Source organism: Thalassotalea sp. PS06, from assembly GCF_007197775.1.
In the GTDB taxonomy this organism is placed as follows: domain Bacteria; phylum Pseudomonadota; class Gammaproteobacteria; order Enterobacterales; family Alteromonadaceae; genus Thalassotalea_A.
This window is the reverse complement of sequence record NZ_CP041638.1, coordinates 1,653,127-1,669,424: the sequence shown is the minus strand read 5'-3', so window position 1 is coordinate 1,669,424 and position 16,298 is coordinate 1,653,127. Positions and strand designations below refer to the sequence as shown.

General features: G+C 44.8%; 7 protein-coding genes. All 7 read right to left on the bottom strand.

Annotated features, from left to right (window positions below):
* Positions 1 to 264: 264 nt before the first annotated feature.
* The gene (gene pyrD, locus FNC98_RS07340) at positions 265 to 1,284 is read right to left on the bottom strand and encodes a quinone-dependent dihydroorotate dehydrogenase (RefSeq protein WP_143580627.1); all 1,020 of its coding nucleotides are present in this window, start codon (positions 1,282 to 1,284) and stop codon (positions 265 to 267) included.
* A 119-nt stretch (positions 1,285 to 1,403) separates the two neighbouring features.
* A complete protein-coding gene (locus FNC98_RS07335; protein WP_143580626.1) occupies positions 1,404 to 6,245 on the bottom strand; it encodes an NAD-glutamate dehydrogenase in 4,842 nt (1,613 codons plus the stop codon).
* A 271-nt stretch (positions 6,246 to 6,516) separates the two neighbouring features.
* On the bottom strand, positions 6,517 to 8,844 hold the full coding sequence (locus FNC98_RS07330; RefSeq protein WP_143580625.1) for an efflux RND transporter permease subunit: 2,328 nt from the start codon (positions 8,842 to 8,844) through the stop codon (positions 6,517 to 6,519).
* A gap of 5 nt (positions 8,845 to 8,849) precedes the next feature.
* On the bottom strand, positions 8,850 to 9,881 hold the full coding sequence (locus FNC98_RS07325) for a WD40/YVTN/BNR-like repeat-containing protein (RefSeq protein ID WP_143580624.1): 1,032 nt from the start codon (positions 9,879 to 9,881) through the stop codon (positions 8,850 to 8,852).
* A gap of 69 nt (positions 9,882 to 9,950) precedes the next feature.
* Positions 9,951 to 11,315, bottom strand: coding sequence for a DUF1329 domain-containing protein (locus FNC98_RS07320; protein WP_143580623.1), 1,365 nt, complete (start codon positions 11,313 to 11,315; stop codon positions 9,951 to 9,953).
* A gap of 11 nt (positions 11,316 to 11,326) precedes the next feature.
* Entirely contained in the window at positions 11,327 to 13,393 is a 2,067-nt protein-coding gene (locus FNC98_RS07315) for a DUF1302 domain-containing protein (RefSeq protein ID WP_143580622.1), read from the bottom strand.
* 322 nt (positions 13,394 to 13,715) lie between these two features.
* On the bottom strand, positions 13,716 to 16,289 hold the full coding sequence (pepN, locus tag FNC98_RS07310; protein ID WP_143580621.1) for an aminopeptidase N: 2,574 nt from the start codon (positions 16,287 to 16,289) through the stop codon (positions 13,716 to 13,718).
* Between the last annotated feature and the right edge of the window lie 9 nt (positions 16,290 to 16,298).

The following is a 16,298-nucleotide window of genomic DNA, read 5'->3' as shown; positions in this document are numbered from 1 at the left end:
CAATCCACATAAATATGTGAGCTAGTCAGAATGTCAGCCGGGGGAATTCTACAAGGCGTCGATATTTAGAAATGGCCATTCCATTTCAAATAGCGAGTACGCAGTAGAATTGCTTCACGGGCATTCCCGCATGGGCAAATTTGAATAAACGGCCTGTTCCATTAACCCAGTTTTGTACTAATAATATCTCATCAATTCGTTCATGACTTATAGCCTTCAGAAAATTTGCTGAGTGTTCAGAAATTAATGTGGCTTGGTATTTCATTAAAGTTCGTCAACGATACGTTTGATTAACTCCGGACCTTCATAAATAAATCCGGTATATACCTGAACCAGGGAAGCGCCAGCGGCCAATTTGGCCTTAGCAGCTGTTGCGCTGTTGATCCCACCAACACCGATAATCGGCATTTTGCCATCTAGCCGTTCAGATAAGAGCTTAATCACTTCCAGGCTTTTCTCTTGTACTGGAATACCACTTAAGCCACCCATTTCACCGCCGTGCTCAAGGTTTTCCACGCCTTCACGACTTAATGTGGTGTTAGTGGCGATCACCGCATCGATTTCATTTGTCATCAGACAATCGGCAATGCCCTGCACTTCTTCAGCAGTTAAATCAGGAGCGATTTTTACCGCTAATGGAATATATTTACCGTGCTTTTTGGAAAGCTCTGCCTGCTCAGCTTTTAAAGCCGCTAACAACTCGTTTAGTGCGTCACCATATTGCAAAGCACGTAAGCCAGGAGTGTTTGGAGAAGAAATATTTACGGTGATGTAATCGGCGTATTCATAGACTTTACGCATACAGTGGATGTAATCATCTTTGGCATTTTCTTCGGCAGTATCTTTATTCTTACCGATGTTAATGCCAAGAACGCCATTGAAACCGGCTTGTTTAGCTTTTCGCACTCGCTCAACCAAGTAATCAACGCCATGGTTATTAAAGCCCATGCGATTGATAATGGCATCCGCTTCAGGTAATCGGAAAATACGTGGCTTATCATTGCCAGGTTGTGGCCTAGGCGTAACCGTGCCAACTTCTACGAAACCAAAGCCTAATGCTGAGAAACCGCGAATACATTCGCCATTTTTATCCAGACCCGCCGCCAGCCCCACCGGATTGGGAAAATCGATACCCATCACATTAACCGGTTTGTCGGCAACTTTCGCACCATACAGGCCTTTCACGGCAGTCGCCGCTGGCGATTTAAACATGTTAATTACAACGTCATGAGCCTGTTCAGCATCTAGCTTAAATAAAAATTTGCGGGCGATGGAGTAAAGCATAATTCCTCGGATATAAAAAACTCACCTTAAAAAAGGTGAGTTTAACACTAATAGCAATTCTCACAAAGATTTGCGATGGATAGGGCTCATTATCCTGCTGATAATGAGCCCTACTTAAGTTATAGGTTTGGATCGCAGTGATGTGCCAGAAGCATCAATTCACGAAGCCCTACCGAGAACTTGGCAAATTCATGTACTTTGCTGGTTCTGAAATCTGCCAAGATCTGGTGCCAGCGCTCCAGGGGTTGCTCAGAACGTTTCTCCCAGTTATCAATCATGGCTTCAATATCAGACATGTCTGGGTTCATTTTCAGCACTACCGACGACAACGAACGTTGCTGCCAATCCAACTCTTCCCGGAATGACGCACGGGCCAATGCCTGCCAGTGGTTGTTAACCGGCTGCATGGTGATTTGCTCCAGGAACCAGTGCAAGTCTAAACGCACACCTAACGAGAAGTATAATTCCGCTACCAATTCGATATCCCGGGCATCCTGACAGGCTACCTGAGCAATATCCATGGTTGAGAACAAGGTACTCAATTGCGAAATACGTATTGCCAATTCAGCCGGAACATTCTCTTTCAATAGTTTTGACTGCAGGTCATTTAACTCACGAGCTTCTTTATCAACCAGGAAGGTTTCCAGCTTATCGCTCAACACATTGAACGTAGGCTGGTAGAAATCCAGTGCCTGCTCAATGCTCAGGTTTTTATTACGATGACGCAGGAACCAGCGTGTTGCACGACGTATGGTGCGACGCAGTTCAAATAACATTTCGCTCTGAACTTTTGCAGATACTTTATTATCAAGGGCTTCAATATTTTCCCAGGTAGCTTCCATTTCAAAAATGGCGCTTGCCATGGCAAAGCATTTGGCAATCTCAGCGACACCAGAGCCAGTTTCTTCCTGCATGCGATACACGAAGTTGGCGCCCATAAAGTTACACAACAAGTTTGCGAGCTGAGTCGCGATAATTTCTGCTTTTAGCGGATGCGATTGCATATGCTCAACATAACGGCTCTGTAATTGCTCAGGGAAGGCATCAATCAACAACTGGCTCAGATAGGAGTCATTGGTAATTTGTGGGTGTACAAGCTGTTCCTTTAACACCATCTTACCATAGGCAACCATAACCGATAATTCCGGACGGGTTAAACCGCGACCTTGGGCTAAGCGATCATTGATTTCTTCATCACTAGGCATAAATTCTAAGCCACGGTCTAGCTTATCTTCGCGCTCAAGATACTGGATGAAACGCTGATGCTCTTTTAACTTGCTACCACCACGCGATTCTGAAATTGAAATCGAGTTGGTTTGACGGTAACAATCTTCCAGTACAATTTTTTCAACGTCATCGGTCATATCGTAAAGCAGCTGATTACGCTGCTTCAGGGTCAAATCACCGTTGGTGACTAAACCATTCAGAAGAATCTTGATATTCACTTCGTTATCGGAGCAATCTACACCACCAACATTATCAACGAAGTCAGTATTCATGCGACCACCATTTGCGGTGTATTCGATACGACCCAATTGCGTACAACCCAGGTTACCACCTTCACCGATGATACGCGCACGGACTTCATTACCGTTTACCCGTAACACATCGTTGGCACGGTCACCCACTTCCAGGTGGCTTTCTTCGCTACCCTTAATGTAAGTACCAATACCGCCGTTCCAAATCAGATCTACCTGCATCTTCAAAGCCGTTTGAATGAGCTCATTAGGTGCCATTGATGCTTTTTTGGTGCCAAGCATTTTCTTCATTTGTGGCGTCAGTTTAATGGATTTCGCTGCTCTTGAGAAAACACCACCACCTTCGGAAATGAGGTCTGCGTTGTAATCTTCCCAACTAGAACCTGCTAGTTCGAACAAGCGCTGACGCTCTACATAACTGCTCGCTGCATCTGGTGTCGGGTCAATAAAGATATGCATGTGGTTGAATGCCACTTGCAAGCAAGTGTGTTTAGACAACAACATACCGTTACCAAATACGTCACCGGCCATATCACCTACCGCTAAACAAGTGAAATCTGTGTTCTGACAATCAATACCGATTTCACGGAAATGACGTTTAACCGATTCCCACGCGCCTTTTGCGGTGATCCCCATTTGCTTGTGGTCATAGCCAACGCTGCCACCTGAGGCAAACGCATCACCTAACCAGAAGTTGTATTCGTCAGAGATGGCATTAGCGATATCAGAGAATGTTGCGGTACCTTTGTCCGCAGCAACAACCAGATAAGTGTCATCTTCGTCATGGCGGACAACGTGCTCTGGATGAACAATTTCACCACCAACAATGTTATCGGTAATATCCAGAAGACCACGAATGAAGGTGCGATAACATTCTTTACCGGCTTCAAAAATTTCCGCTCGGGTGCCCCCAACCGGCAAACGTTTGCAGTAGAAACCACCTTTGGCGCCCACCGGAACGATTACGGTGTTTTTCACTTGCTGGGCTTTTACCAGGCCGAGTACTTCGGTACGGAAATCTTCACGTCTGTCAGACCAGCGAAGACCACCACGAGCGACTTTACCGCCACGCAGGTGAACACCCTCAACGTCTGGTGAATAAACGAAAATTTCAAATTTAGGTAATGGTTTTGGCATCTCAGGGATAAGCTCTGGCATCAGCTTAAACGAGATATACGGCTTTGTATTGCCTTGTGCATCCGGCTGGAAGTAATTGGTTCTCACCGTTGCGTTAATAATTTCTACATAACGGCGAATAATACGGTCATCATCAAGGCTGGCAACGTTATCCAAAGACGACTCGATTGTCTCCAGGACTTTGTTCAATGCTCGCTCTTTCGACTTATCGCTCGGTGTGAACTTCAATTCAAAGAGTTTAATCAATAGTTCCGCAAAGCTTGGATAACGGGAGAACGCATCTTCGATATAGCTCTGACTGAACGTAGAACCGATTTGTTGCTGATATTTCGCAAGCGCACGAAGAATAGATACTTCACGGCCGTCAATGCCGGCGCCAAGGATCAAGCGGTTAAAACCATCGTCTTCCAACTCACCATGCCAGACTTTGGCAAATGCATCCTGGAACAGATTTTGAACTTGCTCTAAATCGAACGCTTTTTCTGATGTAAGAAGCATCGAGAAATCAAGGATCCAACACATTTCGCCATCGGTGTTGATCACCGAGTATGGGCTTTCTCCGATGACACGAAGACCAAAGTTCTCAAGCATAGGCAGAACATCAGAAAGATGCAGTGGCTCACCTTTGTGGAATAACTTCAGCTTAACAAAACGGCTTTCGGCTTTTTCTTCAAGCGGTTGATAGAAAAGCATTTCCAATGGGTTATCAACGGTAACTTTTTCCAGTTTGTCGATATCAACGATTGCCGTACCCGGCAATACTTCATCTTTATATGCCTGAGGGAAATCTGCATACTTACGACGCAACATTTTACCTTTAGCTTCCCCTTTGTTTAAGTTCAGGGCGCTGGCCAGCTTGTCATCCCAACCGCGCGCTGCGGCGTTTAAGTTACGCTCTATTTCCTTCACATCTATATCCGCTTTGGTATCTTTTACTCTTACTATGTAGTGGGTGCGAGCCTGCACTGACTCAGAGAAGAAGGTAGTAAATTCTACTTCTTCATTGCTGCCAAACGCTTCTTTTAAAATCCGTTGAGTTTCAAGGCGCAACTGCGTGTTATAGCGATCACGAGGCACATAAACCATACAGGAATAGAAACGGTTAAATGCATCACGACGAACGAACAATCCAGTAATGTCACGCTCCTGCATTTGCAGAACGCCACGCACTGTATTTAATAATTCCCTTTCGCTCGATTGCAGGATCTCATCACGAGGATAAGTTTCCATAATATTAATCAGGGTTTTGTATGCGTGTGAGCTTGGCGCGTATCCAGATTGGTCACAAACCCGTTTTACCTTATCGCCGATTAGAGGCAGGTTTAAAGCACTATCGTTGTAAAATGCCGAACCGAACAAGCCAAGGAAACGCTCTTCACGAACGATATTGCCATCTTTGTCAAATTTTTTGATACCAATGTAATCAAGATGCGCCGGACGATGCACGCGCGAGCGAGAATTGGTTTTCGTTAAAATCAATAGACTTTGACCAACTGCGACTTCACGAGCGGTTTCGCTAAGGTCGGATAATAGCATTGGCTTGATTGACTTCGACTTGCGTAACAAACCTAATGATGAATCTAAATCGCCATCGATAGATACGTTGCCTTCAACACGGTTAATGTCATAAGCACGATACCCCATGAAAGTAAAATGGTCATTGGCGAGCCAGGATAACAATGCTTTTGATTCACGATAATCCTGAGCCGAAACTACGTCTTTAGAATCCGCCATTTCTTTGATACAGGCATCGAAACGCGTTTTCATTGGCTGCCAATCATCAACGGTTAACGATACATCCTGATATACCGAATGTAATTCTTCAGTCAACTGATCAATTTGTGCCTGTTCAGTAAGACGATCGATTTCGATAAAGAATACCGTCTCGGTGATGCTGTTTTTCAGCTTTTTAGCACTGGCATCGATATCGATAACCTGCCCCTTGTCATCACGGACAATGTTCATCGGACAGTTAAGTACCAGATGCGGGAACATATTAAGACGATTCAAAGCAATACGGGTGGAGTCAACCAGAAACGGCATATCCTTGATGATAACTTCAATTACGGTATGGCTGGATTTCCAACCATGCTGGGATACCTGAGGATTAAGAACACGAATGAACGCCTGGTCATCGACCTGGGCATTTAACGCTTTCCAAAGACTCAGTGTGGCACCGTACACGTCGCTTTCGTTGCGGCCTGCCAAATCTTCCTTGGAGATATTGGCATACAGCAAACTCGTAAATTTCTCTAGCAACGGGGCGGTATCGGATGGAACTTTGTCATGAATTAACGCTGACACATTTTTAAAAAGCACAGAAGATTTATTATCTAATGACGCCATGCTCAAGTACCCTCTGGTTTGACGAATGAAATTGACCACTAAAACTTACAGTAAAGTTGTCAATTCTCTTCTTATTTTTGTATTTAGAATAGTCTATTGCGCGGATTCTATTAGGAAAAAGAAGGGATTGCGAGTACTTTTTTAGAGTAAAAATACCAATTTAGACGGGGGCTGTAGGGCAAATCAGAGAATTATTCAGTCGCTATAAATAGAAAATGGCCCTAAGGCCATTTTCATGATTATTTATGCAACAAAATAAATTTGTCGGTTTTTATTTTTTCAGCTCATCTCGCCATAGGTAAGCGGAGATTGCCGGCAACAGGATAATCGCAGCTAACATATTGACCAGGAACATAAAGGTTAACATGATACCCATGTCTACCTGGAACTTAAGTGCCGAGAAAAACCAGGTGGAAACACCAATTGCCAGGGTCAGACCGGTGATCAATACCGCAGAACCTCGTTCTTTCAATGCTGCAAGATAAGCTTGAGGAACATTGTCCCCTGCCCGTATCCGCTGACTCATGGTGGACAAGATATAAATACCATAATCGACACCAATACCGACACCTAGCGCAATTACCGGTAGTGTAGAAACCGTCAGGCCGATATCCAGGAAGGTCATTAACGCCTGAGCTAGTGTCGAAACCACATACAGAGGTACAATTACCGCGATTGTTGCTTTTACGGAACGGAATGAAATCAGACACAGTAAAATTACGGCGCCGTAAACATAAAGCATCATTGGCGTTTGTGCTTCAGCTACTGCTTCGTTAGTTGCTGCCATAACCCCTACAGGACCAGATGCCAGTTTAAACTGGATCTTATCGGTACCAAGTTCGGCACGATACTCTTTAACGGCGGCAACAACACGATCGATGGTTTCGGCTTTGTGGTCTTCCAGGAACAGGATGATTGGCATCGCCGAACAATCACGGTTTAACAGACCACTGGTGGTTGGAACCCGGGCAATGGACTGCACTAATGATTGTTGGTTACGGGACAATACTTTCCACTTCTGGTTACCTTCGTTATAACCGGAGTTAACCACTTTAGCGATACTCGCTAACGATACCGCAGACTGAACTCCTGGAATGTTTTCCATGCGCCATTGCATGGTATCAACTACATCCAAGACATCATGATAAATACAAGAGTCTTCAAAGGTTTCCACGACAACCGACATATAATCGACACTGATTGCATATTTATCGGTGATCAGGAAGGTGTCCTGATTGTAACGAGAATCTTCATGTAACGATGGTGCACCAGCATGTAATTCACCAATCTTGAGTTTTTGCCCCTGATACTGACCCCAGAAGAATAACACCGCGGCAATCGCGATAATGATCGCTGCAGGTTTTTGCGAGGTTACGATTTCTGCTTTCTTCCATAACATGCGCGCCATTAATTTATGGTCTGCAGTTTCGACGATTTGCTTTTGCTCTTCCTGGTTAAAGCGAACAAACGAAACCAATACCGGCAGCAGGAATAAGTTGGTGAAGATGATGAGCGCTACACCCAGAGATGCCGCGATAGCTAATTCACGAATAATACCGATATCAATGGCTAATAACGTTAAGAAGCCCACAGTATCTGATAGCAATGCAATACCACCCGGGACCAATAGGCGCCTGAAGCTCAATTGCGCGGCTTGTTTCGGATTATTACCTTTGGCAACTTCCCGCGAAACCGAGTTGATCATCTGCACGCCGTGGCTCACCCCGATAGCAAAGACCAAAAACGGTACCAGAATCGACATTGGATCCAGACCAAAGCCTAACCAGGACAGCACCCCCATTTGCCAGACAACCGCGATAAGCGAGGTGGCAATTGGCAATATAGTTAAGGTGAATGAGCGACAGAATAGATAAACCATTATCGCGGTAATTGCGATAGCAATGGCGAAGAAGGTGACAACCCCTTTGGCTCCATCGGCGATGTCACCGACCATTTTCGCAAAGCCAATGATGTGGATGCTAATGCCATCTTTTTCATAAACGGTGCGAATTTCATCTTCAAGCTGTTTCGCAAGTTTCAGTGTATCCAGCTTTTCACCGGTTTGTGGATCAATTTCTAATAGTGACGTTTTCACCATAGAACAGGTGTAATCATCCGATACGATGCTACCAACAATACCGGCTTTTTCGATATTACCTTTGACAACCTGCAGGTCTTCTTTGCTACCACTGAAATCCGCTGGAATTACCGGACCACCGGCAAAACCATCTTCAACCACTTCAACAAAGCGTGTCGACGGTGAAAATAGTGAATTTACCTGAATACGGTCAACGCCAGGAATAAAGAATAACTGGTCGTGTACGCCGCGTAAGCTGGTAAAAAAGTCAGAAGTAAATATCTCCCCTTCGGTGTTACAGACAGAGATCAGAACATTGTTGGCACCACCAAAGTTTTTCTGGTGCTTAAGATAAGTCTGCATGTATTCATGTTGCAGAGGGATGTTTTTCTCAAACGACGCATCAAGGCGAATTTGGGTTGCGTAAACAAACAGGTAGGCAGTGATTACCAGAAACAGGCCAATTACCAGGAATCGGAATCGAAAGATATTTCTTTCTAAATGGTTATATAAGCTCTTCATTATAATTATTGACCTTGTACTACTTTAAACCCGACTTCCGTTGCCAAGATTAATTGTCCATTAAACCAAACCCCTGATATCAGGGCTTTACCATCTGGCTGAGTGGATTTTTCAAACCCATTGCCCCGGTCTTTGTTGGTTAACATCACACCTGAGTTGGCTAACACATAAATCGCATTATCCGGCCCGACAACAACGGCATTGAGCAATGCTTTGGTATCCAGCGGCACGCGTTCCCAGTTATTACCGGCATCATCGGAGACAAACAAGTTACCGCGTAATCCTGCTACAACAAGGCGGTCATCATTAGTAACATTAATATCAAAAAATGAACCCTGATAGATTTCATCAAGGATCTGCCATTGCTGGCCGCGATCACGACTTTTTGCCATCAAACCCAGTTCACCCACTAAGAACCATTCATCACCGATGATTTTTACACGGTTGAAGTGCGGTAAGATACTGCTAATCTCATCAAGGTAAAGCTCTTCGTCTTCTTGTTTTAGCTCTTCGAGATAAATTTGATCGTCTTCATATAACAGTTCGCCATGAAATTCCTGCTCCCAGGTTTTTCCGCCATCTGTGGTGCGAAGGAAGCGACCATAAGCGCCAACCGCAACACCTTCGGTCGCGCTGGTAAATAATATGTCGAATAACGGACGTTCCAACTCTGGTGCGAACATCTGGACTTCCCAGTTGTCGCCACCGTCTGTGGTATTTAATATCACCGAATCATGACCAACGGCCCAACCCAGGTTTTCATCGAGAAAAAACACTCGGGTTAATGTTGATACGGTAGGAACCAGCTTTTGTTGCCAGTCGATGCCATCTGTTGAGGTCAGAATATGACCGCGTTCGCCTACAGCGATAAGTTTGTTGTCACTGACTTTGGCGATATCCAAAATCAAGGATTGACTCGCTAAAGGGAGAATTTCAGAGAATTGAGAAGATTCTGGTTGACTTGAAGAATTTGATTGCGCCGTACTGGTTGCAGATATGGCCAACAAAGAAAACAAAATTAGTATAGTTCGCAACATGCGGTTTCCAATGGATCAAAATGAAAACGGTTGGCCTAAGCCAACCGTTGTTTACGTCGAAAAGAACGGTTAGCGGCGACCTTCACGTCTAAGTGCAGACGCAGTAAAGTCTTTCTCCCGTAATGGTGTTTGGAAGTCATACATTTTGTGTTCATTATCCAAACCCATAGCGATATAGCGACGGGATTGTAGATCGTGGAACACTTCAAGTGTAGACCATTGCGTTGGTACTTCGTAGTAGTTGATAGCATGTGCCATACCTACGCGGTATAACTCATTACGGTTATCATAAATATCTACCACAGAAACCTGCCATGAATCTTCATCAATGAAGAATGTACGCTTCTTATAAATGTGGCTGGTGCCAGACTTAAGGTTTGCCTCTACAACCCAAACACGGTGTTTCTCATAACGAACCAATTCTGGGTTGATATGACCTGGTTGCAGGATGTCTTTGTACTTAACCGAATCCGAGTGCAACTTGTAGTCATTGTAAGGAATCAACAACTCCTGCTTACCAACCAAAGTCCAGTTGTAACGATCCGGAGCACCGTTGAACATATCGAAGTCATCGGTAGTACGCAGGCCATCAGACGCTGTACCTGGTGCATCATACGCCACATTAGGTGCACGACGTACACGACGTTGACCCGTGTTATATGTCCATGCCTGACGAGGTGTTTTTACCTGGTCCATAGTCTCATGTACCAATAGCGCCGTACCTGCAAGACGAGCTGGAGACGTTACTTTCTGCTTGAATTTGAACAGAATGTTTGTCTTCTCAAGATCTTCATATGAAGCACCCTGCACACCGTAAGGTAAGATTAACGACTCGTCGAAGCCAAGGTAGGTGTAATCACCGCGTGAGGTTGGTGCTGCTTGACCACCCTCACGAGTAACCTGCTCGCCACGATAACGCAACGTGTGGTTCCAGATAACTTCAAGACCATTAGCTGGCATTGGGAATGGAATACCAACGGCTGCTTTAGAAATACCGTTACCACCCTCAATCAACTCGGTACGAGTGGCGTTTTTCAAGGTTTCATCATAAACGTGCTGCGGGTAAGACGCGCTGCGACGAGTTTGATAAACGTTCATTTTGAAGGTTTCTGGGTAAGTCTGAAATAACTTCTGCTGACCCGGAGTCAATACATCGGCGTAATCGCCAACATTGGCTGCAGTGATGGTGTAAAGCACCTTGTCGCCCGGGAACGGATCTGGGTGGTGGTCACCAACTTTATAGCCTGCAGGAGCTGCAGTAATACCGCCATCCCATGCCGGGATAGAACCATCAGCATTAGCTCCTTTCACAGCACCAAGTGGAGTCAATTCGGTACCAAGCTTCTTAGCATCTGCTTCGCTAACTTTTGCCGCTGCGCCCACTGACGTTAACGCCAGTGAAACAGCCATTGAAATAAATGCAATTTTTTTCATGTTATTGACCTTTAAATTGAATACTTGACGTTGAACGATACGAAGTCACGATCTTCTAACTGGTTGGTTGTACCAGTACCATCGAAGAAAGAGTTGTAGCTAATATCTGCTGACCAACGGCTCTGGTAGTCAAAACCAACCGAGAAGGACATAGATTTGCGATCTTCAACGAACAAGAACAATGGATCTGGAGTTACACCTTTCACGTCGTGAGAGAATACAACTCGTGGCGTAACATTCACGCCAGCAAATACATCGTTGTAATTAAGTATACCGACTACACGGTAACCCCAGGCAAATTCGGTCGGGAACATGTTGGTTTCCGTACCACCAAATAGTGGACCGATATAAGGGTTGTCTTCTGTAGACGTGCCAGAACGACTGGTATTAGGACCGTTCAAACGCAGAACATCTTCGTCTGGCATGTCCATAATGTTGATACCACCCACTTCAACAAGACCCGTAAACTGGCTGGCGCCGAATGTCGGACCAAATAAGTGAGTTAAGGTAACCTGTGCCTGAAGCGTATCTGACTCTACCCAACCTTGAGCGGTTTCACCCTGTTGGAACTCAGAGCCGTCGGCTTTCTTCATTTGCGAGATACCATCTAAGAATGGTGCAAGACCCGCGTTAGCCAGCTGTTGTGGTACCGCAGCAAATAGCAACTCAACGTCATCAATCTGCAGTGGCTCGTCCTGACGGTAAGAGATTTCACCAGCAACGGAAGTAATACCAACCGTGGTGTTAAAACTCAGACCGTAAAGAGCGATGTCTTCTGGATAGAACAACTGAGCTTTAGAGAACACACTCAAATCCGTTACGTCATCCATAGCGAAGTCTGGATTTGCAACCATACCGATATCTTGGGCAAGCATAGTATAATCAGCTGTTACACCAGAGATAACCGGACGGCGTGAGTGATAATTCATGTAATACAAGCTTAATTCCATGTCATTAAGCTCTGGGAAGAAGTAAGAGAAGCGAACACCGTACTGGCCGCCATCTTCTGGTGGTACGTTACCGTTAAGGCTGCCATCAGAGTTCATCGCCGAGTCGCCCTCGCCTGTTGCGCGAAGCGTCACAGAACGGCTTAAATCAACTAACACATTACCAGCATTGGCGGCATCGCCACTGCGCGCTAACTCACCAGCAAACTGCAGCATACCGTATAGGGTATCGAGGTTCATATCCGGTGCAGAACCGAATCCTAGCTGGATGTTGTTAGCATAACCGCCAGAACCGGCGAAATCGTTGGTTGAAAAGTAACTACCTGGAGCCGGTAGGATTGAGTTTTCCCACTCGTACTGATAATAAGCTTCAACGTTGAAGTTTTCAGTTACACCAAATGATGCCCAAACGGCACCGAATGGAATGAAAGCTTCTTTTAATTCTGCACCTGGTGCACGAAGACGGGCGATATCAACTGGGTTAATTTCACTAATACCGTGAGAAATCAGGGTAGATTCACCCCAGCTGATAACCTGTTGACCAACACGAACAGAAACTGGCGTATCGCCAATATCGAAATCCGCATAAAAGAAAGCATCAAGCAAACGAACGTCAGCACACACTTCTTCTTTAGCATCGTCATCGTCACAAGGATCATAAACGCTGCCGTCAAGCGGGTTAGAATAAGGACGGTCACCGTCCATTAATTCGAAGTCATAGAAATATAACCCACGCGCGAAGAAACCAAAGTCACCGTAGCGGACGTCTAGTTCGTGCGTACCTTTGAATACTCGGGAAAAGGCTTCGCCGGCATCGAAGTTTAAGTTACCTAGATCACCGTTGGTAGAATAAGAACCAGGTAATGCCCAGATTTGCGCAGGAGCATAGTCATTGTTGATCCAATCCAGGTTATTATTCAGGTTGTTGGATTTACCAATGTGATCGTCCCAGTTACGATTCTCAACGCGCCAGCTTTCACCGTAAGAAAACGTTGAATCAAAACTGATTTCAAAATCTCCCAGGTCAAAATTAACAGCATTGGCTTGTGTCACAGTTAAAGATAACAGTCCGGCAGCGATACCTTTAGCTACAGGACTCTTGCAAAATTTAACCAGAGCATTTTGCTTCATGTTTTCTCCCCAAATTAAATACGCGAGTAATTTTATTCTTCTTTCTACGTATAGCAGTTAAACAATGATTACATCATTTTTTCAACGTGGCAACCGTTAAAATAAATTACTACGTTACTCTATATCAATGATTATTACGCTTTTATCAAGCACCGGTACACCTAAGTTTAAAACAAGCGTTTCAAACTTAGGGTAATTGTAATTGGTGCGCATGATATTGGTTTTAAATCAGTGTATCGACTTTTTTACCAATGGTCTGACCACGTTTAAAGTAGATACTCTAGATTCCCTGACATTACTGAAAATTATTTTTCTCTGAGCCCTATTCGGCCAGTGCTGCGGCGATTTTTTCGCCGATATCGGCACTAATTTCCGCCATCGATTGCAAGCGCAGCAAACGCTGTTTCAACGATTGTTGAACTGTTTTGCTAAAACCCTGCCCCTGAATCAACGGCGTGATCAGTCTTGAAGCGACCTGTGGGTTTATTTTATCCAGGGTTTCAATCTGGCTGGTTAGCCAATCGTAACCGCGACCATCTGCACTATGGAAATATTTAGGGTTTTGAACCGCAAAACTACCAATCACCGCGCGTGCACGATTTGGATTTTGCATGGAGAAATCCGGATGCTCCAACAGTGACTGTAATCGCTGAAATACGCCTTCGTCCTGAACTTTGGCTTGGATAGCAAACCACTTATCCATCACCAGATTATCTTTTTGCCATTGCTTGGCAAAAGCATCACTCAAATCTTCAAATCCAGCTACATTATACTGAGCTGCAACATCCAATGCGGCAATCTGCTCAGTCATATTGGTAGCATCATGAAATTGCTGAGTTAGTTGAGATTCAAAGTCTTTATCAGCGGCTAGGTAATCCAGACAGGCATTTTTCAATGCCCTAAGGCCTGCAGCCTGAGTCGACTCTGTTGCCAGCGCTTGCGTGCACTGCTGATAGAGTGCCTGCAATTGCTCACGGTGCTGGTCAACAAGGTTTTGTTTAAATCCAGATAACGCCGCTAGCAATTGCTGCGGTTCAACGTCCTGAACAAATTCCGTCATTTCCGCAAAGCCTGGCAAAGTAATTTGCAGGGCTTTAAATGCCGGTTCAATATCTGCATTTAAGATATCGGCAAACGCCTGATGCAGGGTTTGAGGTAGATGATAATCACTATCTAGATACGCTTTACGGATGTTTTGTCTTATTAGCACCTGGCTTGCTTCCCAACGGGAAAAACCATCTTTGGCGGCAACCATAGTGGTAAGCAATGCTTGTTCTGATTGCTCAAACTCCAATTTTATCGGTGCCGAAAAGCCGGTCAGTAATACGACCACTGGTTCGTTTTCGATATCGGTAAAGGTGAAGCTTTGTTGACTTTGCTCCAGGGACAATACCCCATCCGCGATAACCTCACACGTTTTTGAGTCTATCAATTCGTAGCCAATCGGAATCAATAATGCCGGATGTTGCTGTCCTTTGGCGCTGAATTGCTGAAAATCTATCGTTAGAATATTAGCAATATTGTCATAATGAGTTCTGGCATTAACGACAGGCGTGCCGACTTGTGAATACCACAATGAAAACTGAGATAAGTCTTTGCCATTGGCATCGGCCATGGCACCGACAAAATCATCACAGGTCACGGCCTGACCATCATGACGAGAAATATACTCTTTCATGCCCTTTTGAAATCCCTGCTCTCCAAGCAAGGTGTGAAGCATACGAATAACCTCCGAGCCCTTTTCATAAACGGTAAGGGTATAAAAGTTATTCATCTCCACGACTTTTTCAGGTCGGATAGGATGTGCCATCGGCCCGGCGTCTTCAGCAAACTGGTGCGATCTTAATACCCGCACGTTATTGATTCGGGTAACATCGGCCTGATGCATATCGGCACTGAATTGTTGATCGCGAAATACCGTTAAGCCTTCTTTCAGGCTCAACTGAAACCAATCACGACAAGTAACTCGGTTACCGGTCCAGTTATGGAAATATTCATGCCCAATTACCGCCTGGACATTGAAGAAGTCATCATCGGTAGCGGTGCGCTCATCGGCAAGGACGTATTTCGAATTAAAGATGTTCAGACCTTTATTTTCCATCGCCCCCATATTGAAAAAATCAACGGCAACGATCATATAGATATCGAGGTCATATTCGAGATCAAAAACCTGTTCATCCCAGGCCATCGAATCTTTCAATGCCTGCATCGCGTAGTGGGATTTAAACAGATTGCCCTTGTCGACAAACAACTGTAAATCAACCACACGACCGGATTTAGTGGTAAAGGTATCGGCAAGCAGATCAAAGTCGCCCGCTACCAAAGCAAACAGATAACATGGTTTGTGGAATGGGTCATGCCAGGTTACCTGGTGTTGGTCGTTGCCAAGATCTTTACGTTCGATGCAATTACCATTGGCAAGCAAATAAGGATACTGGCTTTTGTCAGCGACAATCGTCGTCGTATAAACCGACATCACATCAGGACGGTCTAAGAAGTAACTGATGCGGCGAAATCCTTCGGCTTCACATTGAGAGCAAAATGCCCCACCAGACTTATAAATACCTTCCAGCGCGGTATTGGCCTTTGGGTTTATTATCGTTTCAATGATCAAAGTAAAAGCTTCCGGGACCTTACTAATGGTTAAGGTCTCATCGGTTAGCTGATAATCGGCATCCGATAACAGTTGCTCATCAATTTTTACCGACACTAATTCCATATGATGACCGTCTAACACCAGCGGATCGGGAGCTGCTGAACTGTCGGCCTTTTCGATTGTCATGATGTTACGCACCAAGGTACGTTCATCATCGAGTTCGATATGCAAGTTAACCGTAGGGATCCGATAAGCGGATTGTTGGTAATCTTTTAAATATATTGGCGTAAAATCAGTCATATTTTTCTT